The following is a 25,776-nucleotide window of genomic DNA, read 5'->3' on the forward strand; positions in this document are numbered from 1 at the left end:
CGCGCCCCGAAGGCCCGCGGGGCGGCCCTTGTAGACCCTGCGCCGACCCCGATCTCCCGAATCCGCCAGCACATCGCGGGCAACTGCATCCCATGGCTCGCCAGCCACTCGGCTAACGGCAATCAAATGCTTCTCAGGCTCTGAGCCCTCACAACGAGCTCGGGTTTGAGTGGAGTTTTCTGAAACATCGTTCCAATAACGGGCACAATGCGTCCGCGCCGGCATCTCACTGCAGGGATGCGCGGTGGCCAGGTCGCTGATTCGGACCATGCCGTCTTGCCCGAGCTCGGGGCGGCACCTGGCATGTCGGCCCGCGCAGGCCATGCCGGCCTTGCTGCCGTGGCCCGCGCTTCGCCACTTTCCGCTCCAGTTTCCGAAAGCCACCCGCCATGAAGATCGCCCTCATCATCGAGAACAGCCAGGCCGCCAAGTCCGAGATCGTCCACAACGCGCTCAAGACCGTGGCCGAGCCGCTGGGCCACAGCGTCCACCACTACGGCATGTACACGCCCGAGGACAAGGCCTCGCTGACCTATGTGATGAACGGCCTGCTGGCCGGCATCCTGCTGAACTCCAAGGCCGCCGACTTCGTCATCACCGGCTGTGGCACCGGCATGGGCTCCATGCTGGCCTGCAACAGCATGCCCGGCGTGTTCTGCGGCCTGGTCATCGACCCGACCGACGCCTTCCTTTTCGGCCAGATCAACGACGGCAACGCCATGTCCATGCCCTACGCCAAGGGCTTCGGCTGGGCCGCCGAGCTGAACCTGCAGGACTGCTACCGCAAGCTGCTGGAGAACGAGCGTGGCGCCGGCTACCCCAAGGAGCGCGCCGCCATCATGGCCAAGAACCGTGGCATCCTGAAGGATCTGAAGGCCGCCTCGTGCAAGGACATGCTGACGGTGCTGAAGAGCGTCGACCAGGACCTGTTGAAGGCCGCCGTGTCGGGCGAGAAGTTCCAGGAGCTGTTCTTCACGAACTGCCAGGACGACGCCATCGCCAGCCACATCAAGGGCGTGCTGGGCGCCTGACGGGCGGCATGCCGCCGGGACCCCTCTGCCGCCGAACGGCGGGGGTGCCCGCCGGCAACGACTGTTGACCTCTCTGACGTCGCGTCGGGAATTGTTGGCCATGGGCGCCGCGCGCCGCTGCAAGGCCTGATTGCTTCCCGACCGTCCGGGACGCTCCCGAATGCAGGCGCCGGCCGCGTTTGACCGGCCTGCCTGTTTGTGCTGACCGGCTCGCTGGCCGCGACCAGGAGGCCGCTCCGCAGCGTCATGCGCATATGCGCATGACGCTGCCTATGTCGAGATCGCAACTATGCGCAGTTGCCTCGGATCGGAATGCCGCAGGCCTTGCCTGGCGGGGTGATCAGACCCAAGGGTGCCCGTCGATCTGGACATAGGCAGCGTGAGAAGTCCTTCGCGCCGACCTCGGCCGACGTCCCTCGTCGGCATTAGGATTCCCCTCAAACGGTTGCACTCACGAATGCGCAAACGGACCTAGCTTCGTCGGCAGGTAGTATCTTGCGCACAAGAGGGAGGAACACAAATGAGATGGACTCTTTTGGCCTGCGCGGCGCTGCCACGCCTGTCAGCCAATCCGCTTAGGACAGCACGGGGTCGAATGGTTTGGTGTGGGGCAGTGATCTCAGTCGCTCTCGTCTTAGGCGCCTGTGGCGGTGGGGGCGGTGGAACTAGTCCCGTACCGGCCCCCACCCCGACACCTACGCCTTCGAACTACACCGTGGGTGGAACCGTGGCTGGGCTGGGGCACGGTGAATCCGTTGGCGTTCTGAACAACGGCGCTGACGGGCAGACCGTCTCTACAAATGGGAACTTCGTCTTCCCGACACCGTTGCCCACCGGAAGTGCATACGCGGCAACGGTCGGACTATCGCCTGATGGAAAGAACTGCAGCACGGCTAACGGCTCGGGCTCCGTCGCAAGCGGCAACGTCACCAATGTCGTGATTGACTGCAGTCGCGAAATTAGTTGGGTAACCAACGGAGAGGTGCTCACGACGGCGCTTTCCGCCGATGGAAAGACCCTCTTCATCGGCGGCGCGTTTACGCGCGTTGGCAAGCGCAGCGGTAGCTTCGTCCCCCTTGACGCAACTACCGCTGCGGTGAAGCCTCACGCGGTAGTGAATGGTCAAGTGGCGGTTCAGTTGCCCGACGGTAACGGGGGCTGGTACATCGGGGGGAACTTCAGCAGCGTGGCGGGTGTGGCGCGAAATAATCTCGCGAAGCTCCGATCCGACGGAACGCTTGACACTACCTTTATTGCGCAGCCGCGCAGTGCCGTCAAGGGGCTGGCGCTGATCGGAAACACTCTCTACATTGGCGGGGCTTTCGGCTTGGCCGCGCTTGACGCTTCGACCGGCGCCATCCGACCTTGGCAAGTTGCGCTTAACGGTCCGGTGGCACAAATCGCATCGCTGGACAACACGGTGTACTTCGGGGGAACCTTCGACGTCGTAAACGGTGTCAAGCGCACCTGTTTGGCGGCAGTAGATGGCACGACGGGTACGCTGGCTGCCTGGTCGCCTGAGCCGCGTCGTGACAACAACACGCCTGATATTCGGCGTATTGTCGCCTCGGGTTCCACTGTCTATGTTGGCGGCACTTTCTCCGCCATGGGCGGCAAGAACCGGATGTCGGTTGCAGCGTTGGATGCAACTTCAGGAGCGGCACTTTCTTGGGATGCCGCACTGGCGTCGCCGAACGGTATCGTGAACGTCTATGACCTCGCCGTAGATGGTGCTGTTGTTTACGTTGGTGGTGAGTTCTCAACTGCTGGTGGAGCACAGAGGGCCTCGATAGCCGCCCTGGATGCAGTATCGGGAGCAGCCTTGCCGTGGTCACCTTCATTGACATTGGATGCGTACCAAGGACCAACGGTCTCGGCGCTCGCGGTGACTGCTGATTCGGTGATCCTGGCTGGGCAGTTTGCACTACCCAATTCACAAACTGTTCAGCGCTTTGCAGCCATAGACAAGAAAACCGGAGCACCTCGCAACTGGATAGATTCCGAAGGCGCCACTGTTCAGAGTCTTACCGTCGTGGGAAACACGGTGTGGGCTGGAGGAAAGATGAGCTTGCTAGGTGGGCAACTTCGTAACGGGCTGGCGGCCATCGATACAGCCACGGGGGCTCTGACCGCCTGGAACCCTCAACCCGTATTTGCAGACCCCAGATTCCCGCCAACCACGGCTGCGCTGGCGGTCGACGGAACAAACGTGTACGTCGCTGGCAACTTCACGGTAATTGGCGGCGTCCCACGCAGCGGTTTGGCCAAGGTTGACACCAGCACCGGCAGCGTGCTCCCATGGAACCCTGTGATGACCGGGGGCGTACGGGTCCTGAACGTCAGCAATGGAACGCTGTACGTTGCTGGAGTGGGCATTGATAGTGTCAACGGACAGCCAAGAAAGAACTTGGCGGCCTTTGACGCCTTGTCGGGGACATTGAAACCCTGGGCGCCCGACGCCACCTCGTCAACGATCAATGCCATCCAGGTTTCGGATTCCATCGTTTACGTTGGGGGTCAGTTCGGCACGATTGCGGGTCAAAACAGGGGAGGCCTCGCAGCGTTCGACTCGACTTCTGGTGCGCTTTTGCCCTGGGATGCGGGCGTAACCTACAGCGTCAACGGCGTCAATTTCCCAACCGTCAACTCGATGGCACTGCTGGGGCGCTCCTTGTACTTCGTTGGGCAGTTTGGCAACGTAAGCGGTCAGGTCCGCTGGTATTGGGCCGCAGTAGACAAGGGCAATGGCGCATTGCAACCGTGGGGTTCGAACATTGCTCTGGGAGCGGCGCCACGGGCCATCGTCGGGGCGGGCGACACCTTGTATATCGCAAGTGGCGGTGACGGCGTGGTCGAATCCGTTGGCGTGTCGTCGATGAAGACCACCGGTGAAGTCGGCTCTTTCAAAGTGATGCTCGACAACGGCTACGTGAACTCGATCAGCTTGTCGGACACGCAGGTCTATTTGGGTGGTACGTTTGAGGACATCAGACTCAAACTGGGTGGCCAGAGCAATGACATTCGACTCAAGTACCAGCCGAGCTTGACCGTTTTGCCTCGCTAACCTGACTACGCCTACGCTCGCTGTCAGCGCCTTTCAAGGCGACCCTTGGAGGACGTGCCAGGGCCAAACGCGATCTGTTCTCGCAGCGACTCTTGAGACCGAGTGGCCGATTTGCGGCGACCAGTCTGGTGTGCGGTGGAGGTCAAGAGCGGGTCGGAAGCCGCCGGCTGTTCGACCCGGCACCGAGGTCCGGTTTCAGCCTGTGGACTAAACCGCTCACGCGGTAGCCGCTCCGGCCACGGTGTGATGGTTCGCTGCAGGGCGGTTTCTGCGAAGTTGATGGGCGAGGCAATCCGCCTCGTTCATCGACGGAGCAGCAACCATGGACTCGACGACTCAATCAGCCTCCCCGCTGCGTCAGCGCATGCTCGACGACATGCGCATGCGCAAGCTGGAGCCCAAGACCCAGCAAGCCTACGTGCGTGCTGTGCGCAAGTTGACCGCCTACCTGCAACGCTCGCCTGACACCACCTCGGCAGAAGACCTGCGCAACTTCCAACTGCACCTGGTCGACAGCGGGGTCTCCCCCATCACGCTCAACGCGACCATCACCGGGCTCAAGTTCTTCTTCGACATCACGTTGTCTCGCCCCGAGCTGATGCTCAAGATGCAGCCCGTGCACGTGCCACGCACGCTGCCCGTGGTGCTCAGCCGCGAGGAGGTCTCCCGCCTGATCGCGGCGGCCTGGAACCTCAAGCACCAGACGGCGCTGTCGCTCGCCTACGGCACCGGGCTGCGTGCCAGCGAGGTGATCTCGCTGAAGGTCGGCGACATCGACAGCCAGCGCATGACCCTGCGCGTGGAGCAAGGCAAGGGCCGCAAGGACCGCTACGCCATGCTGCCGCCGATCCTGCTGGAGCGGCTGCGCGTGTGGTGGCGCGTGGGCCATGCGCAGGGCAAGATCCTGCGCAACGGCTGGCTGTTCCCGGGCATGGATCCGATGGACCCACTGAGCACCCGTCAGCTCAACCGCGCCATCCACGCCGCCGCCGATGCGGCCAAGATCGACAAGCGCGTGTCCATGCACACGCTGCGTCACTCATTTGCGACTCATCTGCTGGAGCAGCGGGTCGACATCCGTGTGATCCAAGTCTTGCTCGGACACGCCAAGCTGGAGACGACCAGCATCTACGCCCACGTCGCCACCGATTTGCTGCGCGAAGTGATCAGCCCCCTGGAGAACCTGCCACCGTCGTGAGGCCCACGTCGTGGGGCGGCCCGCCCTGGAGGTCGCCGACATCTTCCGCATCCACGGTCCTGCCTGGCGAGCCTCCCAGCGCGGCCACCTGAGCCTGGGCCAGCTCAAGGTCATGTCGGCCATCGAGCAGTGCCGCAGTGCGGCGCTGGGGGGTCACGTCTTGCACTGCAACGGCTGCGGAACCGATCAGGTCTCCTACAACTCCTGCCGCAACCGGCACTGCCCGAAGTGCCAGAGCAACGCGGCGCAGCGCTGGCTCGATGCCCGGCAGGATGATCTGCTGCCGGTCGAGTACTACCACGTGGTCTTCACGCTGCCTGCGCCAATCTCGGACATCGCGTATCAGAACAAGGCTGCGATCTACGGCCTGCTGTTCGACATGGCCGCCGAGGTGCTGCAGGTCATCGCGGCTGACGCCAAGCATCTGGGCGCGCGCATCGGCGCCACGCTGGTGCTGCACACCTGGGGCTCGGCGCTGACGCATCACCCGCATGTGCACGGCATCGTGCCGGGCGGCGGTCTGGCACCCGACGGCAAGAGTTGGGTGGCCTGCCGGCCGGGGTTCTTCCTGCCTGTGCGCGTGCTCTCGCGGCTGTTCCGGCGGCGCTTCCTCGAAGGGCTTGAACAGCTGCATCGCGCCGCGCAGCTGCAGTTCTTCGGCGAGCACGCGGCGCTGCAGGACGCCAAGGCCTTCGCCGACTGGCTGGCGCCGATGCGCCGGTGTGAGTGGGTGGTCTATGCCAAGCGGCCGTTTGCCGGGCCGCAGGCGGTGCTGGCCTATCTGTCGCGCTACACACACCGAGTGGCCATCTCCAACAGTCGCCTCGTCGCTGCGGATGCAGGCGGCGTGACCTTCCGCTGGAAGGACTACCGCGCCAAGGGCGATGCCAGGGGGAGGGTGCGCCACAAGACCATGACGCTGGCGCCCCAGGAGTTCATGCGCCGCTTCCTGCTACATGTGCTGCCCGGGGGCTTCCATCGCATCCGGCACTACGGCCTGCTGGCCAATGGCAACCGGCGCGACTGCCTGGCCTTGGCGCGTACCGCGCTGCAGGCCAAGGTCGAAGTACCCACCGGCGAGCCGGCGGCGCGAGCGCCGGCCTTCGTCTGCCGGCACTGCGGGCAGCCAATGCTCATCGTCGAGTTCGTCCCGCGCGAGCGAGCCTCGATCCGCGCGCCTCCATCATGAGCAAAGGCACGACGATCTGGCACCAGCAAGCACTGGCCCTTGTTCATCGCAAGCCTGTGCGGGGCGAGCTTGTGTCGTTGGGTGGTGACCCGGGTACAACGACGTGGGCGAGCCACGCACCACGGCATGCGAGAGGCCATCGCACCCGCTCAGACAGCGGCCTCGCGTCCTTCGCGGCCGTCGACGTGCGTACAACTGCGTCGCGTCGGCGCGGCCTCAACGCCGAATCGCCATAGCAACGAGGCCTCGACAACCGTTGCCACATGCGCCGCGGTTTCCTCCCTAGAGGTTTATCCAACACCTGCCCTCAAGTCGGCTTGATGCGCAGACCTGCACAGCGCGACGGGCAGGTGTCGGACAAACCTAAACTCAATCCGTCCGCGGCGAAACGGCCAACTGAAACAGGGTGTGGCCAACAGGCGGGCGACGCCCGCCGGCATTGGCGGGAAGGCCGCGGGACGTGTCCGCACACATTTACCTAGTGAGTTGAACGTCCGGGCAAGCTGGGAGTTCTGCGGACCGCGCCAAGCCGTAGGGATCGCTGAGGAATCAGCGATCCGTGAAGCAAAGATTGGCCGGGAGTGGATTGAACTTAACTTTGGCCATCCCGGCCAAGGTATGGGTTAAGTCACAGTCAGTGACTTGCATGGCCTACGTTTGGCGCGCCCGGTTGGGATCGAACCAACAACCCCTGCCTTCGGAGGGCAGTACTCTATCCATTGAGCTACGGGCGCGAAGCCATGCATTCTAGCAGCGAGGGTCTGTCCTGCCCTGGGCGGCGATACCGGCTGCCTATAATTCGCGCGCTTTTCGTGCCACGCACCGCGCGGGCATGAACACAAGAAAACCGTCCGACGAGGATAGCCAAGAGGAATCCATGAGCGCCAGCCACGATCACGACCACGACGACGCCCACACCGGCCCGATCAAGACTCCCAAGCAGCTCGCCTGGGCCGTGCTGTTCGCCTTTGTGGTGCCGGTGATCGTCATCATCATGCTGGCCAACTACGTCACCACCGAGCACAAGCCGGCCGCCGGCACCGGTGCCTTCGATGCCCAGGCCGTTGCCGCGCGCATCGCGCCTATCGGCCATGTCGAGGTCAAGGATGCCAGCGACGCCGGCGCGATGAAGACGGGCGAGCAGGTCTTCCAGGCCCAGTGCGCGGCCTGCCACGCCACTGGCGCCGCCGGCGCGCCCAAGCTGGGCGACGCCGCGGCCTGGGGCCCGCGCGTCAAGAGCGGCTTCGAGGCCCTGGTGCATTCGGCGCTGACCGGCAAGGGCAACATGGGCCCGCAAGGTGGCGGCGACTTCAGCGACTTCGAGATCGGCCGCGCGGTCGTCTACATGGCCAACAACGGCGGTGCCAAGTTCGACGAGCCCAAGATGCCGGCCCCGGCTGCTTCGGCTGCGCAGTGAGCCACGGTGTTTGAGAGATGCAAGGGCTGCCTCGGCAGCCCTTGTCGCATCTACGTCGGGCCGGTTCAGGGAAGGGGGCGGCGCACGAAGCCGAAGCGCTGCGGCAGCTCGGCGGCAGCCAGCGTCTGCGGCTGCCAGCGGCCCTGCTCGACGGCGTCGGCCGCCAGGCCCATGTCGGCCGTGTGCACGAGGCCTGGGCCGAGATCCGTGAGCAGGTAGAGGCGGCCGACCTCGTCCAGCCAGCTGGACTGCACGTGGGCCGCGGCGCCGGTGTGGCTCAGCACGCGGCCGTCGGGCTGCAGGCGCCAGATCCAGGGCGTGGCCTCCAGCTCCACGTAGACGCGCTGCGGGCCGTTCTGGAAGAACCAGCAGCCGGTCGCGTCGGCTGCATAGTTGCGCTCGATGAAGGCGCGCAGCTTGTCGTGCTCGATGCGGCTGCCCTTGACCGCGGGGAAGGGGCCGGCGTGCTGGATGCGCTCGTCGCGCATGTACCAGTCGCCGCGGGCGTCCAGTGCCAGCCAGCCGTGGCAATGCGGCACGTTAGGCCATTTCTTCAGCGCGGCTTCGACGATGGGGTCCATCGGCACCTCGGGGTCAGCGTTGCGTCCAGAGCCAGTCGCAGACCTGCTCGGGCATGGTCAGCAGATGGCCCGGCGGGCGCCCCGCGGGGAAGCCGACATGGCCGCCATGACCAGGCTGCCAAAGTGTCACATGGGGGCCAACTTCGGCTGCATGAGGCAGGCTGCCCCTGGGCACGAAGGGGTCGTTGAGCGCGTTCAGCACCAGGGCCGGGATGCGGATGCGGTACAGGTGCGGTTTGGCGGCGGCGCGGGTCCAGTAATCCTCGGTGTTCCGGAAGCCGTGCAGCGGCGCGGTGAAGAGGTTGTCGAACTCGTAGAGCGTCGTTGCGCGCTTCAGGCGCTCGCCATCGAAGAGGCCGGGATGCTGCTGCAGCTTGCTCAGCGCCTTGGGGATCATGGTGCGCAGGAACCGGCGCGCGTAGACCTGCCTGTTGAAGCCGCGGTCTATGGCCGCGCCGGCGGCGGCGAGGTCGATGGGCGAGCAGACGGAGCCGACGGCCCGGGCCACCTGGGCCGCGGCCTGGCCGGCCTCCTCGGCCCAGCGCATCAGCGCGTTGCCGCCCAGGGAGACGCCCGCGACCATCAGCAGCGCGCCGTGGCGCGCGCGCAGGCGCTGCAGGATCCAGCCCACCTCTTCGTAGTCGCCGGAGTGGTAGGCGCGCGGGCCGCGGTTCAACTCGCCCGAGCAGCCGCGGAAATGAGGCAGGGCCATGGCCCAGCCGCGCGCGCGGGCGGCGCTGGCGAAGGCGACGCTTGAGTGGCTGGTGCGGTCGCCCTCCAGGCCGTGGAAGAGCACCAGCAGCGGCGCCCCGGCGGGGGCGCCGGCCAGGAAGTCGACGTCGATGAAGTCGCCGTCGGGCGTGTCCCAGCGCTCCCGCGTCCAGCTCGGCGGCTCGCCGTCATGCTGACGGCTGAAGAGGGCTGGCCAGATGGTCTGGGCATGGCCGCCGGGCAGCCAGCGGGGGGCGCGGTACTGCATGCGCCTGACTCCTAGTGCAGGGTGCCGGCGTCGGCGACGAGCTCCTGGACGTCACCCGCGCTGCCGGGGCTGGCATGGTGCAGCACCAGGCGCCAGCCCAATGCCGTCTTCAGGTAGACGTTGGTCGCGATGACCCAGGCCGTCGGCGCGGCGGTCCGGCCCTCGGCGTGCAGGTGCACGCGCTCCAGCACATGGTGGATGGCGCAGTCGCCGCTGTGCAGGCGGCGCACGCGCTCGGGGTGGACGTTGACGGCCCCGCGCTGGAACACGGCTTCGAAGGCGGCGCGTATGGCCGGCAGCCCGACGATGCGGGGGCCGCCTGGGTGCACGCAGGCGACCTCCTCGTCATCCGCCCACAAGGCCATCAGATGGTCCAGGTCGGCGTGCTGCAGGGCCTCGTAGAACTGGGCCTCGGTGTCGTCAGGCGAGGCCAGCAGCGCGGCTTGCGGGGCGGATGCGCGAGGCATGTGGGCGTGGACTCAGTGGTGGCCGCCGACGACCTCGCCGGCCTTGAGCTTGTAGGCCGTGCCGCAGTAGGGGCACTGGCCCTGGCCGCCGTGGGTCAAGTCGATGAAGACGCGCGGGTGCGAGCTCCATAGCGGCATCTTGGGGTTGGGGCAGAAGACGCTGCCGTTGTCCTGGCAGTCCTTGGCGGTCACTTCGACGATGGCGGCGGGGGCTTGGGTGGTGATCATGATGTGGGTTTTCAGACGGCGGTCAGCCACTGGGCGTACTTGGGGTTGCGGCCGTTGACGATGTCGAAGAAGGCGGCCTGGATCTTTTCGGTGATGGGGCCGCGCGAGCCGCTGCCGATCTCGATGCGGTCCAGTTCGCGGATGGGCGTCACTTCGGCGGCGGTGCCGGTGAAGAAGGCCTCGTCGCAGATGTAGACCTCGTCGCGGGTGATGCGCTTCTCGACCAGCTTCAGGCCCAGGTCCTGGCAGATCGAGAAGATGGTGTTGCGCGTGATGCCGTTCAGCGCGCCGGCCGACAGGTCGGGCGTATAGACGACGCCGCCCTTGATGACGAACAGGTTCTCGCCCGCGCCCTCGGAGACGAAGCCGGAGGCGTCCAGCAGCAGCGCCTCGTCGTAGCCGTCCTCGGTGGCTTCCATGTTGGCCAGGATGGAGTTGGTGTAGTTGGACACCGTCTTGGCCTGCGTCATCGTGATGTTGACGTGGTGGCGGGTGTAGGAGCTGGTCTTCACGCGGATGCCGCGCTTCATGCCTTCCTCGCCCAGGTAGGCGCCCCAGCTCCAGGCGGCCACCATCAGATGCACCTGGTTGCCCTTGGGGCTGACGCCCAGCTTCTCAGAGCCAATCCAGATCAGCGGGCGCAGGTAGGCGCTCTTCAGGCCATTGGCCTTGACGACCTCGCGCTGCGCCTCGTTGACCTGCTCCATGGAGAAGGGGATCTTCATGCGCAGGATCTTGGCGCTGTTGAACAGGCGCTGGGTGTGCTCCTGCAGGCGGAAGATGGCCGTGCCGTTGACGGTGTCATAGGCGCGCACGCCCTCGAAGGCGCCGCAGCCGTAATGCAGCGTGTGGGTCAGTACATGGATCTTGGCGTCGCGCCAGTCGACGAGCTCGCCGTCCATCCAGATCTTGCCGTCGCGGTCGTGCAGGGGGGCGGGAAGCATCGATGACTCCAGGTACCGGGTGAAAACCGGCGATTTTACGAAGAGCCGTCCGCCCGGGTCAGCCGCCATTCGGCGAGCCGGCCTTTCTTCAGCACCACCTCCACCGAGTCGCCGCCGGCGTCGCGCCAGACGAAGGTCTCGGGCCCCTGCTTGACGCCGAGGCTGCCGGCCAGGCTGATCAGGTCGACCAGCTTCATGCCCGTCTGCAGCTTGGCGGCCAGCATGACGGCGTTGCCCACCGAGCCCATGGGTGCCGCGCCCGCCATCTTCATGACGCGCATCAGTCGCGACATCTGCAGCAGCAGCCAGAAGACGATGCCCGTCATCGCGAAGATGACGCCCTGCCAGCCCAGCAGCGCGCCGCCGAGCACCAGGGCCGCCAGCGCCAGTCCGGCGCCCACCCAGGGGTTCATGCCTGCGGGTCCCGGTTGCCGTCCTCGCGCGTCCAGGCATAGGCGCGCTCGACCTTGGCGACCCGCAGCTTGTAGTGCTGGTACCAGTCGCTGCGGCCTGTGTCGCGCGCGATCCTGTGTTCGGCGTTGCGGCGCCAGGCGGCGATGTCCTCGGGGCTGCGCCAGTACGAGACCGTCAGCCCCAAGCCATCCGCCCCGCGGGCGCTTTCCACGCCCAGGAAGCCGGGCTGCTCGGCCGCGAGGGTCACCATGCGGTCGGCCATGTCGCCGTAGCCGGCATCGACCGGCGTGCGCTGGCTGGTGAAGATGACGGCGTAGTAAGGGGGCGGGGGCAGGGGGCTCATGGCGGATGGCGAAAGCTTCAGGCGCGCATCCTGCCACGGAGCTCAGCGGTGCGAAGTGCAGGCCGAGCGCCGGGCCGTTCCCATGCCGCCCCCTCGGCGGGCCGGCCAAGGCACGCCGAGGGCGAGGGCTTCAGCTCGGTACCTTGAGCAGCACGCAGCGCACCCACTGGCCGGATTCAAGAGCCGCCTGGTGGCTGGCCAGGAACTGCTCGGCGGTGGAGTTGCGCGCCGTGAAGCACAGGCCATGCAGGATGCCCAGGCGCGGCACGGGCCGCGACCATTTGCGCTCGACGACGCCGTTGAACCAGGACACCTGCTCGTCGTCGCAGTCCATGTCGGAGCGGCCCAGCAGCAGCACGACCTCGTAGCGCGAATCGGCCAGCGGCTCGGCCGCGCTTGTCAGCACCTGCAGGCCGCCGTCGCTCATGTTCAGCACCAGGCCGGCCGGTCCCTGGCTGAAATGCACCGGCTTGAAGACCCAGCCGGGCAGGGAGTCGGCATCGTGCTGGGCAGCGAGGAAGTCGGTGCGGGCGAATTGCCTGAGCTCTGCGGGGTCGGACATGAGGGGGTCTCCGGTGCGAAGCCCCATCCTAAGCAGAGTTGGTGCCGGCGTGCACCATGGAAACCTGCCCTTGGTTCAGACGAGACCGCGCAATACGTCGATGGCCTGCTCGACCCGCTCGACGGCATGGATGGTCAACCCCTCGACAGCCTTCTTGGGCGCGTTTGCCTTGGGCACGACGGCCACGCTGAAGCCCAGCTTGGCGGCCTCCTTCAGCCGTTCCTGGCCGCGTGGCGCAGGGCGCACCTCGCCGGCCAGGCCCACCTCGCCGAAGGCGATGAAGCCGCGCGGCAGCGGCTTGCCGCGCAGCGAGCTCTGGATGGCCAGCAGCACCGCCAGGTCGGCTGCGGGCTCGCTGATGCGCACGCCGCCCACCGCGTTGACGAATACGTCCTGGTCTCCCGTGGCCACACCCGCGTGGCGGTGCAGCACGGCCAGCAGCATGGCCAGCCGGTCACGGTCCAGGCCCACCGACAGCCGCCTGGGGCTCACGCCGCCACTGTCCACCAGCGCCTGCAGCTCCACCAGCATGGGCCGCGTGCCCTCCAGCGTGACGAGCACGCAACTCCCCGGTACCGGCTCGGTGTGCGTGGACAGGAAGATGGCGCTGGGGTTGGTCACGCCCTTCAGGCCCCTCTCCGTCATCGCGAACACGCCGATCTCGTTGACGGCGCCGAAGCGGTTCTTGATGGCGCGCACCAGCCGGAAGCTGGAATGCGTGTCGCCCTCGAAGTACAGCACCGTGTCGACGATGTGCTCCAGAACTCGCGGGCCGGCGAGAGCCCCCTCCTTGGTCACGTGGCCCACCAGCACCATCGCGCAGCCGCGCGCCTTGGCCGTGCGCGTCAGCTGTGCCGCGCACTCGCGCACCTGGGCGACCGAGCCGGGCGCCGACGAGAGCTGCTCGGAATACAGCGTCTGGATGGAGTCGATGACGCAGAAGTCCGGCGCTTCGGCCTCGATGGTGGCGAGGATCTTCTCCAGGCCGATCTCGGCCAGCACGCGCACCCGGTCTCCAGCCAGGCCCAGGCGACGCGAGCGCATGGCCACTTGCGCGCCGCTTTCCTCGCCGGTCACATAGAGCACCTTGACCGTCTGGGACAGCGACTCCACCGCCTGCAGCAGCAGCGTGGACTTGCCAATGCCAGGATCACCGCCGATCAGCACGACGCCGCCGGCGACGATGCCACCGCCCAGCACGCGGTCCAGTTCTTCCTGGCCGGTGGGCGTGCGCTCGAAGTCGCTGGCCTCGATCTCGGACAGCGTCGCCACCGGCTGGCTCCTGGCCAGCGCCTGGTAGCGGTTCTTGGCGCCGCCCGTGGGTTCGGCGGCGGTTTCGGTCAGCGTGTTCCAGGCGCCGCAATGCGGGCATTTGCCCAGCCATTTGGCATTGCTGCCGCCGCACTCGGTACAGGTGTAGATGCTTTTGCTCGTGGCCATCAGCGCATTGTCGAGGCCGGACGCACCCAGGCTGTCAGCAGCAGCGCGGCGGCCAGCGCACAGCCGGCCGAAAAGCCGAACGCGATGGTCGCCGAGAGGCCCTCCCACAGCCAGCCGAACAGCAGCGAGGCCGGCAGCAGCATGGCGCCCATGGTCAGGTTCAGCCAGCCGAAGGCCGTGCCGCGCTGCGCCGGCGGCGTCAGATCGGCCAGCAGCGCGCGCTCCACGCCTTCCGTCGCTGCCATGAAGACGCCGTAGACGCCGAACAGCAGGTAGAGCCGCCAGCCTGGCTCGGCCCAGGCCGCCATGCCGACATAAAAGGCCGCGTAGGCCAGGTAGCCGACCACCAGCAGGCGCACGCGGCCGACGCGGTCCGACAGGCCGCCCAGCGGCACGGAGAACAGTGCCGCCACGCCGGACACTGCCGCCCACAGCAGGGGCACTTGCGCCTCCGCCACGCCCAGCTCCCTGGCCCGCAGCAGCAGAAACATGTTGCTGGAGTTGCCCAGCGTGAACAGCGCGACGACGACGAGGTAGCGGCGCAGCGGCCGGGGCAGGCCGGCCAGCGTCCAGCTGAAGCGCGACGGCGCGGCTGCCGGCGGCGGGGCTTCGCGCACGGCCAGCGTGAGGCCCAGGCAGATCAGGCCGGGGATGATGGCCCACAGGAAGACCCTCCCCAGCGGCACGCCGGCGCTCAGCAGAGCCCAGGCCAGCAGCGGGCCGATGACGGCGCCGGCGTTGTCCATCGCGCGGTGCAGGCCGAAGGCCAGGCCGCGCTGGCCGGGTGCGATGCTGGCGGCCAGCAGCGCGTCGCGCGGCGCCGCGCGCACGGCCTTGGCGACGCGGTCGGCCAGGCGCAGGGCCAGCAGCAGCGGCCAGCCGGCGACGAGGGCGATCAGCGGCCGCGCCAGGCCGGCCAGGCCGTAACCGCTGACGACCCAGGGCTTGCTGCGCCCGCTGCGGTCCACCATGACGCCGGCCCACAGCTTGAGCAGGCTGGCCAGTGCCTCGGCCAGGCCCTCGATGAGGCCCAGCACGCGTGGGCCCGCCATCAGCACGCCGCTCAGGTACAGCGGCACCAGCGGGTAGACCAGCTCGCTGGCGCTGTCGTTGACGAGGCTGATCAGGCCGAGCAGCCAGACGCTGCGCGGCAGCGCGAAGAGGGGCGCGAAGAGGGCCCTGAGCATCGGGCGAATGTAGCCGCATGGGACACTCCGATCCTCGCAGTTTCGAGGCGGAGCCCGGTCATGGATTTCTCGGTGTGGTTGGCGTTCTTCGCGGCGTCCTGGGCCATCAGCCTGTCGCCCGGCGCGGGCGCGGTGGCGGCGATGAGCGCCGGGCTGAGCCATGGCTTCAGGCGCGGCTATTTCATGACCTTCGGACTCATCCTGGGCATCCTGACCCAGGTGGTCCTGGTCAGTGCCGGCCTGGGCGCGCTGATCGCCGCGTCGTCGCTGGGTTTTGCGCTCGTCAAGTGGGCCGGCGTCGCTTACCTGATCTACCTCGGCGTGCAGCAGTGGCGCGCGCCGGCCCGGCCGCTGGCCGCGGCCGAGGAGGGCGGCGCCAGGGCCACGCGCCGCCAGCTGGTGCTGCGTGGCTGGGGCATCAACGCGGTCAACCCCAAGGGCACCGTCTTCCTGCTGGCCGTCGTGCCTCAGTTCCTGGACCTGCACGCGCCACTGGCGCCGCAATACCTCGTCATCGGCGGCACGCTGGCTTTCACCGACCTTGTCGTCATGGCGGGCTACACGGCCCTGGCGGCCCGGGTGCTGGCGGCGCTGAAGAGCGAGAGCCACATCAAGGCGCTGAACCGCGTGTTCGGCACGCTGTTCGTGGCTGCAGGAGCGCTGCTGGCGACCTTCAAGCGCGCTGCCTGAGCGCGCATTCCCCCATTCCCTTCCACCGCCGCAGCGCGCCTGTGGGGGGCAGTCCTTTTTCGCATGCCGACCTCGATTTCCCCCCGCTGGCTGTTCTGGGGCCCGACGCTGATCTGGGCCAGCACCTGGCACGTCATCCTGTACCAGTTGGACGGCAGCGTGCCGGTGCTCAACTCCGTCGCGTGGCGCTTCGCGCTGGCCGCCCTGCTGCTGGCGGCACTGGCGTGCTGGCAGGGCTTGTCGTTGCGGCTGCCGCTGTGGGCGCATGGCTGGATGATGGCCACCGGCGTCGTGCAGTACAGCGGCAACTACCTGTCGGTCTATGAGGCCGAGCGCCATATTCCCTCGGGGCTGGTGGCGGTGCTGTTCTGCCTGATGGTCTACGGCAATGCGCTGTCGGGGCGGCTGTTCTTCGGTCAGCCGGTCACGCGGCGCTTCCTGGCCGCGGCCAGTGGCGGCGTGCTGGGCGTGGTGCTGATCTTCTGGCCCGAGATCGCTGCCACCGGCGCCCGGCCCACGGCCGCCCTGGGCCTGGGGCTGGGTCTGGGGGCCGTGGCGGCCGCCTGCGTGGGCAATGTGCTGACGCTGACGCTGACCCGCCGCGGCCTGCCGCTCGTGCCGGTGCTGGCCTGGAGCATGGGCTATGGCGCCGCCTTCCTCGTCACCCTGTCGCTGGCCAGCGGCGCTGGCCTGCATTTCGACTGGCGCGCGTCCTACGTGCTGAGCCTGCTCTACCTGGCGGTGGCCGGCTCGGTGGTCGCCTTCGTGCTGTATTTCCGGCTGGCCCAGGCCCAGGGGCCGGCGCGCGCGGCGCTGACGGGGGTCGTGATCCCGGTCATCGCGCTGGTGGTCTCGGCCGTGCTGGAGGGCTGGCGGGTGACGCCGCTGGCCCTGGGCGGCATGCTGCTGTGCCTGGCCAGCCTCTACGTGGCGGCGAGGCGGTCCTAGGCCCCGGGCTCCGCGCGCGACCGGCCGTGCCGTCGCCGCCCCGGGGTTCGGCCGCGTCGCCGCCCGCTTCGTCATCCCAGGCCGGCACTCGTCGCATGGCCATCGCGCCGGCCCGGCCTGCGCCCTAGCATGCCCCGCAAGGAGGAAGGCATGCGCGGGATGTCACTGTTGTTGGCCGGTCTGCTGAACTGGGCGCTCTTGGCACAGGCGGCGGGTTTGGCGGTGGAGCGGCTGGACCTGGGCGAAGGTCCGGGCGAGCAGGCCTACAACCTGCAGGAGCAGGGCGACCTGCGCGTGTTTGCCCGTTCGGCCGCGCATTTCAAGCAGGCCCGCATCTATGTCCAGCGCCGCGTGGACGGACAATGGCAGCGGGTGCAGGCCTTGCCCTTCGGCGACCCACGCTGGCGCGACTCCGACCCGCATCTGAGCGCCGACGGACGGGTGCTCACCTTTGTCTCCAGCCGGCCGGCGGCCGACGGGCGCGAGCATGCCGATCTGGACCTGTACGAGTCGCGCTGGCTGGACGGCCACTGGGGCCCGCCGCGGCGCCTGCCCGAGGCGTGGCAGAGCCCGGGGCACGAACTCGGCCCGGAGCGCTATGGCGAGACCGTCTACCTCGCATCGAGCCGCCCCGGCGGGCCGGGCGCACTGTCCGTCTACCGGGTGCGGGACGGTGACGCGACGCCGCAACCGCTGCCCGCGCCCATCAACGACGGCGGCCAGAACAGCGACTTCACCCTCAGTCCGGACGGCCGCTACGCGCTCTGGTGGAGCGATCGTGCCGGCGCGGAGGGCGGTGGGGGCGACCTCTACCTGGCCGAACGACTGGGCGAGGGCTATGGCCCGGCCCTGCGCCTGCCGGCGCCGGTCAACGGGCCGGGGTTCGAGTTCACCCCTTCCGTCAGCGCAGACGGCCGCTGGCTGTACTTCGCCTCCACGCGCGGGGACGCCCAGGGGCTGTCGCATGTCTACCGGGTCTCCTGGCCCGGGCTGCTGGAGCAGCTCGGGCCGGCGGCCACGGCGCACAGCCAGGCGGCGCTGGAGCAGGCCGTGAGTGCCCTGTGGCGTGCGATTGGGCATGCGCCCGGCCAGGCGTCGGACGTCCAGGTCCTGCAGCGCCTGCTGCATGCCGAAGCCCGGGTGTTCGGCCAGTCGCTCAAGGCCAGCAGCCTGCAGGTCTGGAGCGCCTCCGCCGGGCAGTTCCTGGCCGACCTGGCCCAGGCTTCTGGACAAGGTCTTTACGAATGCGAGATCGAGCGCCAGCAGCGGCGCTTCGGCGGCCATGCCCAGGTCTACAGCGTGGTCCAGACCCGGCGCGACCCGGCTCAGCCGGGCCCCACCTACACGGGCGTGAACAGCATGCAATGGCAGCTGGGGCCGCAGGGCTGGCAGCTGCTGAGCCTGCACTACGCGCTGGAGGGCCCGGGCCTGAATCTGCCGCAGCCGCCCACGGCGGCCTGCCTGGGCTGAGGCTCAGTCCAGTACGCGGCCACGGCCTGCCTTGACGCCGCTGCGTCTGGACTTGCCCTCCAGCCGACGCTGCTGCGACCCGTAAGTCGGCTTGGTGGCCCGCCGCGCCTTGGGTACATGGGCGGCGGCCTGCACCAGCTCAACCAGCCGCGCCAACGCGTCGGCGCGGTTGCGTTCCAGGCTGCGCGAGTCCTGCGCCTTGATGACGACGACGCCGTCCGCGGTGATGCGCTGATCCGGCCACGCCAGCAGCCGCGCCTTCACGGCGTCGGGCAGGCTGGAGGCGCGGATGTCGAAGCGCAGGTGGACGGCGTTGCTGACCTTGTTGACGTTCTGTCCGCCCGGGCCGCTGGCGCGGATCGCGTCGAACTGGATCTCGCCGGGCAGGGGCTGCCAGCGGAATTCAGGCACAGCGCACCGGCACGCGTGGCGCGACGGCACACATCAGCTCGTAGCCTATGGTGCCGGCCGCCTGGGCCACCTCGTCGATGGGCAGTCGCGACCCCCGCGGGCCTTCGCCCCACAGCGTCACCTCGCTGCCGAAGCCGCTGGCCGGCAGATCGCTGAGGTCCACGGCCAGCATGTCCATGGACACGCGCCCCAGCGTGCGCGTGCTCGTGCCGTCCACCAGCACCGGCGTGCCGGTGGGCGCGTGGCGCGGGTAGCCGTCTGCATAGCCGCAGGCGACGATGCCCGCGCGCGTGACCCGGTCGGCCGTGTAGGCGCTGCCATAGCCTATGGTCTCGCCCGGCTGCAGTTGCTGCACGCCGATGATGCGGGAGCGCAGCGTCATGGCCGGCCGCAGGTCCCAGTGGGCGGCGTCGTGCTCGGGAAAGTCGGGCACGCCGCCGTAGTTCATGATGCCGGCGCGCACCCAGTCCTGGGCCGTCCGGCCGGGGTGGCGCAGCGTCGCGGCGCTGTTGGCAATGCTGCGCTCTCCGGCCAGGCCCTCCGTCGCGGCCTCGAAGGCGGCGAGCTGGTGGGCGATGCCGTCCACGCCCCGGCGCAGCGCATCGGCGTCGGAGAAATGGGTCATCAGGCCGATCTCGTCCACCTGGGGCAGGGCCTCCAGTCGCGCGTAGGCGGCGCGGAAGGCGGCCGGCGTGAAGCCCAGGCGGTTCATGCCCGAGTTCAGCTTCAGGAACACGCGGTGCGGCTCGTGCGTCTTGTGCATGGCCAGCCAGTCGATCTGCTGTTCGCAATGCACGGCATGCCAGAGCTTGAGGCGCGAGCACAGCTCCAGGTCGCGTGGCTCGAACACGCCCTCCAGCAGCAGGATGGGGCCGCGCCAGTCCAGCGCGCGCAGGCGCTCGGCTTCGGCCAGGTCCAGCAGCGCGAAGCCATCGGCCGCGCGCAGGCCCTCGAAGGCGCGTTCGATGCCATGGCCATAGGCATTGGCCTTGACGACGGCCCAGACGCGGGCGTTGGGCGCCTGCGCGCGGGCGCGGGCCAGGTTGTGGGCGAGGGCGTCGGTGTGGATCAGGGCTTCGATGGGGCGCGGCATGCGCAGGATTTTGCGCCCGCCGCAGGGCCGGACCCTGCAAACTAGGGGCGTGCTATAAACCCGCGCCGCCTCGGTTTACCGACCCCCAGCAGAAGACAGTCCAGGATTGCGCCCCCGCCCGATGAAACGCGGCTTCTACACCATCATGTCGGCGCAGTTCTTCAGCTCGCTGGCGGATCAGGCCTTGCTCGTGGGTGCCATCGAGCTGCTCAAGAGCGCGCAGGCGCCTGCTTGGCAGATCCCCGCGCTGGGGCCGATGTTCGCGCTGTTCTATGTGGTGCTCGCGCCCTTCGTCGGCGCCTTCGCCGACGCGGTACCCAAGGGCAAGGTGATGTTCTACTCGAACCTCATCAAGGTCGTGGGTTGCCTGATGATGCTCTTCGGCGCCCATCCGTTGCTGTCCTACGCCATTGTTGGCCTCGGCGCGGCGGCCTATTCACCGGCCAAGTACGGCATCCTGACCGAGCTGCTGCCGCCATCCCAGCTCGTCAAGGCCAATGGCTGGATCGAAGGGCTGACCATCGCGTCCATCATCCTGGGCATCGTGCTTGGCGGCCAACTCGTCGGCCCGCATCTGTCGGCCCATCTGCTGGCCATCGACATCCCCTACATCGACACCGGCATCGACACCCCGCCCCAGGCCGCCATTGCCAGCATCGTGTCGCTGTACATCGTGGCCGCGGCGTTCAATCTCTACATCCCCCGCACCGAGGCGCCGCTGCAGCCGCTCGCGCATGGTCCGCGCGCGTTGATGCGCGACTTCGCCGCCTGCAACTCGCGCCTGTGGACCGACAAGCTGGGCCAGATCTCGCTGGCCACGACGACGCTGTTCTGGGGCGCCTCGGGCAATCTGCGCATCATCCTGTTCCCTTGGGCCGCCGCGGCCCTGGCCTACGACACCACCGCGGCCTCCAACCTCGGCGGCGTGGTGGCGCTGGGCACGGCCCTGGGCGCGGTGGCGGCCTCCTTCCTGGTGCGGCTGGACCGCGCCACCCGCGTGATCCCGCTGGGCATCGTCATGGGCGTGATGCTGATCGGCATGATCGCCGTGCGTGACGTGCGCCTGGCGGCACCCTATCTGATGCTGATGGGCCTGGCCTGTGGCTACCTGGTCGTGCCCATGAACGCGCTGCTGCAGCACCGTGGCGCCAGCCTGATGGGGGCCGGCCGCTCCATTGCCGTGCAGAACTTCAACGAGCAGGCCTGCATCCTGGGCCTGGGCGCGCTTTACACGGGCATGACCCGCGTGGGCCTGTCGACCTATGCCGCCATCGCCATCTTCGGCATCGTCGTGGCCGGCACGATGTGGTGGATCCGCGGCTGGCACCGGCGCAACCTGGTCGAGCACAGGGAAGAGGTCGAGCATCTGCTCGACCTGGCCCGCACCGACCATCTGCCCCAGGACCGGTAGCCGGCCCCGGCGGCTTCGCTCAGCTGCTGGAGCTGCTGCCCCGGCCCTTGCGGCCGGGCGAGGGCTGGATCAGGTGGCGGCCCTCCAGCACCATCTCGATGTGCTCGCTCCAGGCACGCGCGATCTTGAAGCAGCCGCTGTGGTTGAGGTGGATCTCGTTGTGCCAGTCGCCGCTGATGCCGGTGGAGCCGGGCGCCGCCAGGGCCAGGGGCACGGTCGTCGAGTCGAACACGAAGAGGCCTCGGAAGGCCTCCTTGTCGGCTGCCATGTCCTTAAGCAGCTGGGCCAGGTGGAAGACCATCAGCCTGCTGACCGCGGCCCAGTCCGCGCTCGGCACGCCATAGGCCTTCAGGGCCGGATAGAGCCAGGGGCCGCTGGCGCCCAGGTCGTCGCCGGACTCGGCGCCGGCCGGGCGCGGCATGGGCACGGCGTAGCAATGCATGAAGACCGGCTTGCCCGCCGATGGCCCCTGGTCGCGCAGGGACAGCAGGTGCTTGACGTTGGCGCGCAGGTAGCCGGCATAGGTGGCCCAGCCGGGTTCGGAGAAGTAGCGTGCGACGCCGGCCGACGGCGGGCCCCATTCGGTCTGGCGGCGCAGCAGGCGCCGCTCCAGCGGGATGGGCTCGCCGTTCCAGTCCTGCGCCGGCGTGCGTGCGGCGGCGATCAAGTCGTTGCCGCCCACGGACAGCAGCACGCCGTCCCAGGCCGACGCTTCGGGGCCGGCCAAAAGACGCACGAAGTCGGGGTTGGACGCCAGGTCCACCATGTGCGAGAGCGCATTGCCCGTGCCGGCGCAGTTGACGGCCGCCGTGCCGGCCTTGAAGACCAGCTCCTGCAGCAGGTTGGCATGGGCATTGAGCTTGGCGCGCGCGTTCGAGAACCACGAGTCCCCCTGTGCCAGCAGCTTCCAGCGGAAGCTGCCGAGGTCCGGCGGGGAACTGCCGGCCAGATCGGCCGGGGTGAAGCAAGCCAGGTGATCCATGAACGTGGGGTATCCGAAGTTGCTGACCGGGCGGCGCGTCCCCGAGTGGCTCGCGCTTCGCAAGTTCGCGCGATTGGAAGGCCAGCCGCGCGCCGGGCGCCATGCTACAAACCCTCGGGGCGCCCGGGGGGTTAGCATAGTGCTCGTCTCTTCTAGGGAGGGCTTCCATGAGTGAGAGCATCTTCGACTTCCAGGCCGTATCCATCCGCGGCGAGCCGGCCGACCTGGCCGCACAGCGCGGCAAGGTGATGCTCATCGTCAACACGGCCAGTGAATGCGGTTTCACGCCCCAGTTCAAGGGCCTGGAACAGCTCTGGGAGGACTATGGCCCCCAGGGGCTGGTCGTCATCGGCTTCCCGAGCAACGAGTTCGGCGGCCAGGACCCGGGCAGCAACGACCAGATCGCCAGCTTCTGTGAGTTGAACTACGGCGTCAGCTTCCCGATGATGCAGAAGATCAAGGTCAACGGCGCCGAGGCCCATCCGCTGTGGAAGTTCCTGAAGAGCGAGAAGCCCGGCTTCCTCGGCACCGAGGCCATCAAGTGGAATTTCACCAAGTTCCTCGTTGGCCGCGACGGCCAGGTCATCAAGCGCTACGCGCCCAACGACGCGCCGGAGAAGCTGCGCGGCGACATCGAAGCGGCGCTGAAGGCGACCTGATCCTCAGCCGCGCAGCCACAGCCGACCACGGCCCAGGCGCAGGCGACCCCCGGCCTGCGCGGCCCGCAGCAGTTCGTTGACCGTCTGCCGCGACAAGTGGGCCAGCCGCGCCAGCTCGGTCTGCGTGGCCGTCACCTCGACCCAGCCCGTGCCATCGCGCCGGCCGCGCTCGCGTGCCAGCTGGTCCAGGGCCAGGGCGAAGCGCTCAGCCGCGTCCTGGTGACGGGCCGCCTGCAGCAGGCGCAGCGTGCCGTCGTAGCGGCGCGCGAACTCGGCCAGCAGGGCGCGTGCGAAGCCGGGCACCTCATCCATCAGCCGCGCGTAGGCCTCGCGGCCGAACACCAGCACCTCGCTGGCGCCGCGCGCCACCGCCTCGTACTCCGCCGGCTGTCCGGCCGCGAACGCCGCCAGCCCGAACAGCTGCGGCGGCCCCACGTTCTCGATGACCGACACCGCGCCGTCCGCGCCGGTGAAACGGGTCTCGATCTCACCGGCCGCGACGGCGTAGAACGCCGCCGGCCGCTGGCCCTGAACGAACAGGCTGCGGCCGTCGACAAGCCGGCGGCGCGCGATGGTGGCGGCGATGTCGGCCGGCACCACGACGCCCGGGAAATGGGCGTCGAGCAGCTGTTGCAGGGCAGGGGCCTCGGGCATGGCGCATTGTCGGCCGGCCGACACAGGGCGCGGCCCGGGCTGCCTATGCTGGCCGCATGACACACCCCGAACTGATGGAACTGCTGCGCCGCTTCGGGCGCGAGGAATGCACCCACGAGCCGCTCTACGCCGCGCTGTGCGGCGTCGCCGCCGGGGACGAACGGGCGCTCGCGCTGTTGGCCGAGGCGCCGCCCGAGCAGCGCAAGGTCAACCTGCTGCTGGCCGCGCTGCACGAGCGCGTGCTGGCCGGCGCGGCGCCGGAGCTGGCGGCGTACTACCGCAGCGCCGGCGGCGGCCGCGATCCCGATGACGGGCTCGCGGCGGCGTTGTCGGCCTGCCTGGTGCGCGAGGGGGCGGTGCTGCTGCAGCGGCTGCGCCATGGCGCGACGCAGACCAACGAGATCGCGCGCGGCGCGGCCATCTGGCCGGCGTTGGGCGACGTGGCAAGGGTGACCGGCGCTCGCGACCTGGCCCTGCTGGACTTCGGCTGCAGTGCCGGCCTGAATCTCGGCGTGGACCACTATGCGCTGCGCTACCGCGACGCGCAGGGGGCCTGCCACGAGCGCGGTCCCGCCGTGGACGGCCGACGGGCCGAGATCGAGTCGCTGTGGTTGGGGCCGCTGCCGCCTCCGCAGGCGGCCGGCTGGCGCATCGTGTCGCGCCACGGCCTGGATCCGGCGCCCGTCGACCTGGCCGACGCCGGGCGCCTGCGCTGGTTGCAGGCCTGCCTGTGGCCACATGACGCCGCGCGCCGCGAGCGGCTGGCGCACGCGGCCGCCCAGCTGCGCTCGCTGCCGCTCACGCTGACGCGGTCGGACGACTGCATCGCCGCCATCGAACCCTGGCTGCGCAGCCTGCCCGCAGGCGTGCAGCCGGTGCTGTTGACGAGCTGGGTGCTGTACTACCTCTGCGCTGCCGAACTCGCGCGTCTGCGGGCCACGATGGATGGCCTGTGCCGCAGCCATGGCCTGGCCTGGATCTGCGGCGAGCTGCCGGCCTTGAGCGCCCGCGAGGGCGGTGGGCCGCCCCTGCCGGACCTGCCTGCCGGCGAGAGCGCCGCGTCTGCGACGCTGTGGACGCTGCGCTGGGCCGGCGCGAGCGGGGTGGCCGAGCGGGCGCTGGGCTGGTCGCACCCGCACGGCCGCTGGGTGGCTTGGTGTGCGGCGGCCGGCCCGGGATAATCCGGCGTCCTTCAACGGAGCACCCCATGTTCGAGCATGTCGACGCCTACGCCGGCGACCCCATCCTGAGCCTCAACGAGGCCTTCCAGAAAGATCCCCGCGCCGACAAGATCAACCTTTCCATCGGCATCTACTTCGACGACGAGGGCCGCATCCCCATGCTGCCCTCGGTGCGCGCGGCGGAGCTGGCCGTCGTCGAGGCCGCCGGCGCGCGGCCCTATCTGCCGATGGAGGGCGCCGCCAACTTTCGCAGCGCCGTGCAGGCCCTGCTGTTCGGGCCTCGGCATGCGGCGATCCAGGCCGGCCGCATCGCCACCATCCAGGGCGTGGGCTCCAGCGGCGGCCTCAAGGTAGGTGCCGACCTGCTCAAGCGCTATTTCCCGGACAGCAAGGTCTACCTGTCCGATCCCACCTGGGACAACCACCGCGCCGTCTTCGAGGGCTCGGGCCATGTCTGCGAGACCTACCCCTACTACGACCCGGCCAGCGGCGGCCTGCGCTTTGACGAGCTGCTGGCCCGCTTCAAGGCCCTGCCTCCGCGCAGCATCGTGGTGCTGCACGCGTGCTGCCACAACCCCACCGGCGTGGACCTGACGCAGGACCAGTGGCGCGCCCTGGTGCCGGTCATCCGCGAGCGCGAGCTGCTGCCTTTCCTGGACCTGGCCTACCAGGGTTATGGCGACGGCATCGAGGAGGACGCCTTCGCGCCGCGCCTGCTGGCCGACGAGGGTCTGCCCTTCCTGATCGCCAACAGCTTCTCCAAGAGCATGAGCCTGTACGGCGAGCGCTGCGGAGCCTTGAGCGTCGTCTGCCCGGACGCCGACCAGGCCGCCCGCGTGCTGGGCCAGCTGAAGTTCATGATCCGCCGCAACTACTCCAATCCGCCCATGCACGGCGGCCAGATCGTCGCCAAGGTGCTGACCGACCCGGCCCTGCGTGCGCGTTGGGAGGCCGAGGTGACCGAGATGCGCGAACGCATCCAGGCCATGCGCCGCCAGCTGCACGGCGTGCTCGCAGCCAAGCTGCCGGGCCGCGACTTCTCCTACTTCCTGACCCAGCGCGGCATGTTCAGCTACACCGGCCTGACGCCGGAGCAGGCCGAGCGGCTGAAGACCGAGTTCGGCGTCTACATCCTGCGCTCCGGCCGAATGTGCGTGGCCGGGCTGAACACGCGCAACGTCGAGGCCACGGCCCGGGCGTTTGCCGCCGTGCTGGGCGGCTGACCGGCGGCAC

At 68.7% G+C, this 25,776-nt stretch carries 26 protein-coding genes and 1 tRNA gene; 12 read left to right on the forward strand and 15 right to left on the reverse strand.

Features of this window, described 5'->3' with window-relative positions:
• Nucleotides 1–389: 389 nt before the first annotated feature.
• From JOY88_RS15765 to JOY88_RS15780, 4 genes are all read left to right on the forward strand, one after another.
• Nucleotides 390–1,031 (forward strand): RpiB/LacA/LacB family sugar-phosphate isomerase, encoded by a 642-nt coding sequence (locus tag JOY88_RS15765; protein WP_293503582.1) that lies wholly within the window; start codon nt 390–392, stop codon nt 1,029–1,031.
• Between the two features lie 715 nt (nt 1,032–1,746).
• Entirely contained in the window at nt 1,747–4,095 is a 2,349-nt protein-coding gene (locus JOY88_RS15770; protein WP_293503583.1) for a hypothetical protein, read from the forward strand.
• A gap of 322 nt (nt 4,096–4,417) precedes the next feature.
• On the forward strand, nt 4,418–5,293 hold the full coding sequence (locus tag JOY88_RS15775; protein ID WP_293503584.1) for a tyrosine-type recombinase/integrase: 876 nt from the start codon (nt 4,418–4,420) through the stop codon (nt 5,291–5,293).
• A gap of 10 nt (nt 5,294–5,303) precedes the next feature.
• Nucleotides 5,304–6,482 (forward strand): IS91 family transposase, encoded by a 1,179-nt coding sequence (locus tag JOY88_RS15780; RefSeq protein WP_293503585.1) that lies wholly within the window; start codon nt 5,304–5,306, stop codon nt 6,480–6,482.
• Between the two features lie 658 nt (nt 6,483–7,140).
• Here JOY88_RS15780 and JOY88_RS15785 read toward each other — a convergent pair.
• A tRNA-Arg gene (locus JOY88_RS15785) sits at nt 7,141–7,216 on the reverse strand.
• Between the two features lie 143 nt (nt 7,217–7,359).
• On the opposite strand from JOY88_RS15785, the gene JOY88_RS15790 reads away from it, so the two are divergent.
• Entirely contained in the window at nt 7,360–7,899 is a 540-nt protein-coding gene (locus tag JOY88_RS15790) for a c-type cytochrome (protein ID WP_293503586.1), read from the forward strand.
• A gap of 65 nt (nt 7,900–7,964) precedes the next feature.
• Here JOY88_RS15790 and JOY88_RS15795 read toward each other — a convergent pair whose 3' ends face one another.
• The 10 genes from JOY88_RS15795 to JOY88_RS15840 all read right to left on the reverse strand — a co-directional run bounded on the left by JOY88_RS15795 (nt 7,965) and on the right by JOY88_RS15840 (nt 15,044).
• Nucleotides 7,965–8,480: a DUF2946 family protein gene (locus tag JOY88_RS15795; protein WP_293503587.1), complete on the reverse strand. Its 516-nt coding sequence runs from the start codon at nt 8,478–8,480 to the stop codon at nt 7,965–7,967.
• A 13-nt stretch (nt 8,481–8,493) separates the two neighbouring features.
• Nucleotides 8,494–9,459 (reverse strand): YheT family hydrolase, encoded by a 966-nt coding sequence (locus JOY88_RS15800; RefSeq protein WP_293503588.1) that lies wholly within the window; start codon nt 9,457–9,459, stop codon nt 8,494–8,496.
• 11 nt (nt 9,460–9,470) lie between these two features.
• Nucleotides 9,471–9,926 carry a YybH family protein gene (locus JOY88_RS15805; protein ID WP_293503589.1) on the reverse strand — a complete coding sequence of 152 codons (456 nt, stop codon included), beginning with the start codon at nt 9,924–9,926 and terminating at the stop codon, nt 9,471–9,473.
• Between the two features lie 12 nt (nt 9,927–9,938).
• On the reverse strand, nt 9,939–10,154 hold the full coding sequence (locus JOY88_RS15810; RefSeq protein ID WP_293503590.1) for a zinc-finger domain-containing protein: 216 nt from the start codon (nt 10,152–10,154) through the stop codon (nt 9,939–9,941).
• An 11-nt stretch (nt 10,155–10,165) separates the two neighbouring features.
• Nucleotides 10,166–11,098, reverse strand: coding sequence for a branched-chain amino acid transaminase (locus JOY88_RS15815; protein WP_293503591.1), 933 nt, complete (start codon nt 11,096–11,098; stop codon nt 10,166–10,168).
• 35 nt (nt 11,099–11,133) lie between these two features.
• Complete coding sequence (locus JOY88_RS15820; RefSeq protein ID WP_293503592.1) at nt 11,134–11,511, reverse strand: hypothetical protein; 378 nt, start codon at nt 11,509–11,511, stop codon at nt 11,134–11,136.
• Nucleotides 11,508–11,855, reverse strand: a complete 348-nt coding sequence (locus JOY88_RS15825; protein WP_293503593.1) for an antibiotic biosynthesis monooxygenase family protein — start codon at nt 11,853–11,855, stop codon at nt 11,508–11,510. Before JOY88_RS15825 ends, JOY88_RS15820 begins: the two co-directional genes overlap by 4 nt.
• 130 nt (nt 11,856–11,985) lie before the next feature.
• The gene (locus JOY88_RS15830; protein WP_293503594.1) at nt 11,986–12,417 is read right to left on the reverse strand and encodes a hypothetical protein; all 432 of its coding nucleotides are present in this window, start codon (nt 12,415–12,417) and stop codon (nt 11,986–11,988) included.
• Between the two features lie 75 nt (nt 12,418–12,492).
• The gene (gene radA / locus JOY88_RS15835; protein ID WP_293503595.1) at nt 12,493–13,857 is read right to left on the reverse strand and encodes a DNA repair protein RadA; all 1,365 of its coding nucleotides are present in this window, start codon (nt 13,855–13,857) and stop codon (nt 12,493–12,495) included.
• Entirely contained in the window at nt 13,857–15,044 is a 1,188-nt protein-coding gene (locus tag JOY88_RS15840; RefSeq protein WP_293503596.1) for an MFS transporter, read from the reverse strand. Before JOY88_RS15840 ends, radA begins: the two co-directional genes overlap by 1 nt.
• 60 nt (nt 15,045–15,104) lie before the next feature.
• On the opposite strand from JOY88_RS15840, the gene JOY88_RS15845 reads away from it, so the two are divergent.
• From JOY88_RS15845 to JOY88_RS15855, 3 genes are all read left to right on the forward strand, one after another.
• Entirely contained in the window at nt 15,105–15,734 is a 630-nt protein-coding gene (locus JOY88_RS15845; protein WP_293503597.1) for a LysE family transporter, read from the forward strand.
• 63 nt (nt 15,735–15,797) lie between these two features.
• Nucleotides 15,798–16,682: a DMT family transporter gene (locus JOY88_RS15850; protein WP_293503598.1), complete on the forward strand. Its 885-nt coding sequence runs from the start codon at nt 15,798–15,800 to the stop codon at nt 16,680–16,682.
• Between the two features lie 150 nt (nt 16,683–16,832).
• On the forward strand, nt 16,833–18,152 hold the full coding sequence (locus JOY88_RS15855; RefSeq protein ID WP_293503599.1) for a hypothetical protein: 1,320 nt from the start codon (nt 16,833–16,835) through the stop codon (nt 18,150–18,152).
• Nucleotides 18,153–18,155: 3 nt separating this feature from the next.
• Here JOY88_RS15855 and arfB read toward each other — a convergent pair whose 3' ends face one another.
• Together arfB and alr are read right to left on the reverse strand one after the other, a co-directional pair.
• Nucleotides 18,156–18,563 (reverse strand): alternative ribosome rescue aminoacyl-tRNA hydrolase ArfB, encoded by a 408-nt coding sequence (gene arfB, locus JOY88_RS15860; RefSeq protein WP_293503600.1) that lies wholly within the window; start codon nt 18,561–18,563, stop codon nt 18,156–18,158.
• On the reverse strand, nt 18,556–19,656 hold the full coding sequence (gene alr, locus JOY88_RS15865; protein WP_293503601.1) for an alanine racemase: 1,101 nt from the start codon (nt 19,654–19,656) through the stop codon (nt 18,556–18,558). The genes arfB and alr overlap by 8 nt, the downstream gene beginning before the upstream one ends.
• A 121-nt stretch (nt 19,657–19,777) precedes the next feature.
• Between alr and lplT the strand changes: the two genes are divergently transcribed.
• Nucleotides 19,778–21,067: a lysophospholipid transporter LplT gene (gene lplT, locus JOY88_RS15870; protein WP_293503602.1), complete on the forward strand. Its 1,290-nt coding sequence runs from the start codon at nt 19,778–19,780 to the stop codon at nt 21,065–21,067.
• 19 nt (nt 21,068–21,086) lie between these two features.
• On the opposite strand, the gene JOY88_RS15875 is transcribed toward lplT, so the two are convergent.
• Nucleotides 21,087–22,049 carry a hypothetical protein gene (locus JOY88_RS15875; RefSeq protein WP_293503603.1) on the reverse strand — a complete coding sequence of 321 codons (963 nt, stop codon included), beginning with the start codon at nt 22,047–22,049 and terminating at the stop codon, nt 21,087–21,089.
• Nucleotides 22,050–22,216: 167 nt separating this feature from the next.
• On the opposite strand from JOY88_RS15875, the gene JOY88_RS15880 reads away from it, so the two are divergent.
• On the forward strand, nt 22,217–22,708 hold the full coding sequence (locus tag JOY88_RS15880) for a glutathione peroxidase (RefSeq protein WP_293503604.1): 492 nt from the start codon (nt 22,217–22,219) through the stop codon (nt 22,706–22,708).
• A 3-nt stretch (nt 22,709–22,711) separates the two neighbouring features.
• Here JOY88_RS15880 and JOY88_RS15885 read toward each other — a convergent pair whose 3' ends face one another.
• Entirely contained in the window at nt 22,712–23,362 is a 651-nt protein-coding gene (locus JOY88_RS15885; RefSeq protein ID WP_293503605.1) for a Crp/Fnr family transcriptional regulator, read from the reverse strand.
• 56 nt (nt 23,363–23,418) lie between these two features.
• Between JOY88_RS15885 and JOY88_RS15890 the strand changes: the two genes are divergently transcribed.
• Nucleotides 23,419–24,543, forward strand: a complete 1,125-nt coding sequence (locus JOY88_RS15890) for a DUF2332 domain-containing protein (RefSeq protein WP_293503606.1) — start codon at nt 23,419–23,421, stop codon at nt 24,541–24,543.
• A 26-nt stretch (nt 24,544–24,569) separates the two neighbouring features.
• Nucleotides 24,570–25,766, forward strand: coding sequence for an amino acid aminotransferase (locus JOY88_RS15895; RefSeq protein ID WP_293503607.1), 1,197 nt, complete (start codon nt 24,570–24,572; stop codon nt 25,764–25,766).
• The last annotated feature ends 10 nt before the right edge of the window (nt 25,767–25,776 follow it).

This window comes from Roseateles sp. (assembly GCF_019237615.1).
Classification (GTDB): domain Bacteria; phylum Pseudomonadota; class Gammaproteobacteria; order Burkholderiales; family Burkholderiaceae_C; genus Pelomonas.

Bases quoted from the DNA above. Each gene is read 5' to 3' on its own strand.
- JOY88_RS15765 (WP_293503582.1), top strand. From the start codon at position 390: ATGAAGATCGCCCTCATCATCGAGAACAGCCAGGCCGCCAAGTCCGAG.
- JOY88_RS15775 (WP_293503584.1), top strand. From the start codon at position 4,418: ATGGACTCGACGACTCAATCAGCCTCCCCGCTGCGTCAGCGCATGCTC.
- JOY88_RS15790 (WP_293503586.1), top strand. From the start codon at position 7,360: ATGAGCGCCAGCCACGATCACGACCACGACGACGCCCACACCGGCCCG.
- JOY88_RS15795 (WP_293503587.1), bottom strand. From the start codon at position 8,480: ATGGACCCCATCGTCGAAGCCGCGCTGAAGAAATGGCCTAACGTGCCG.
- JOY88_RS15800 (WP_293503588.1), bottom strand. From the start codon at position 9,459: ATGCAGTACCGCGCCCCCCGCTGGCTGCCCGGCGGCCATGCCCAGACC.
- JOY88_RS15805 (WP_293503589.1), bottom strand. From the start codon at position 9,926: ATGCCTCGCGCATCCGCCCCGCAAGCCGCGCTGCTGGCCTCGCCTGAC.
- JOY88_RS15810 (WP_293503590.1), bottom strand. From the start codon at position 10,154: ATGATCACCACCCAAGCCCCCGCCGCCATCGTCGAAGTGACCGCCAAG.
- JOY88_RS15815 (WP_293503591.1), bottom strand. From the start codon at position 11,098: ATGCTTCCCGCCCCCCTGCACGACCGCGACGGCAAGATCTGGATGGAC.
- JOY88_RS15820 (WP_293503592.1), bottom strand. From the start codon at position 11,511: ATGAACCCCTGGGTGGGCGCCGGACTGGCGCTGGCGGCCCTGGTGCTC.
- JOY88_RS15825 (WP_293503593.1), bottom strand. From the start codon at position 11,855: ATGAGCCCCCTGCCCCCGCCCCCTTACTACGCCGTCATCTTCACCAGC.
- JOY88_RS15830 (WP_293503594.1), bottom strand. From the start codon at position 12,417: ATGTCCGACCCCGCAGAGCTCAGGCAATTCGCCCGCACCGACTTCCTC.
- radA (WP_293503595.1), bottom strand. From the start codon at position 13,857: ATGGCCACGAGCAAAAGCATCTACACCTGTACCGAGTGCGGCGGCAGC.
- JOY88_RS15840 (WP_293503596.1), bottom strand. From the start codon at position 15,044: ATGCTCAGGGCCCTCTTCGCGCCCCTCTTCGCGCTGCCGCGCAGCGTC.
- JOY88_RS15845 (WP_293503597.1), top strand. From the start codon at position 15,105: ATGGATTTCTCGGTGTGGTTGGCGTTCTTCGCGGCGTCCTGGGCCATC.
- JOY88_RS15850 (WP_293503598.1), top strand. From the start codon at position 15,798: ATGCCGACCTCGATTTCCCCCCGCTGGCTGTTCTGGGGCCCGACGCTG.
- JOY88_RS15855 (WP_293503599.1), top strand. From the start codon at position 16,833: ATGCGCGGGATGTCACTGTTGTTGGCCGGTCTGCTGAACTGGGCGCTC.
- alr (WP_293503601.1), bottom strand. From the start codon at position 19,656: ATGCCGCGCCCCATCGAAGCCCTGATCCACACCGACGCCCTCGCCCAC.
- lplT (WP_293503602.1), top strand. From the start codon at position 19,778: ATGAAACGCGGCTTCTACACCATCATGTCGGCGCAGTTCTTCAGCTCG.
- JOY88_RS15875 (WP_293503603.1), bottom strand. From the start codon at position 22,049: ATGGATCACCTGGCTTGCTTCACCCCGGCCGATCTGGCCGGCAGTTCC.
- JOY88_RS15880 (WP_293503604.1), top strand. From the start codon at position 22,217: ATGAGTGAGAGCATCTTCGACTTCCAGGCCGTATCCATCCGCGGCGAG.
- JOY88_RS15885 (WP_293503605.1), bottom strand. From the start codon at position 23,362: ATGCCCGAGGCCCCTGCCCTGCAACAGCTGCTCGACGCCCATTTCCCG.
- JOY88_RS15890 (WP_293503606.1), top strand. From the start codon at position 23,419: ATGACACACCCCGAACTGATGGAACTGCTGCGCCGCTTCGGGCGCGAG.
- JOY88_RS15895 (WP_293503607.1), top strand. From the start codon at position 24,570: ATGTTCGAGCATGTCGACGCCTACGCCGGCGACCCCATCCTGAGCCTC.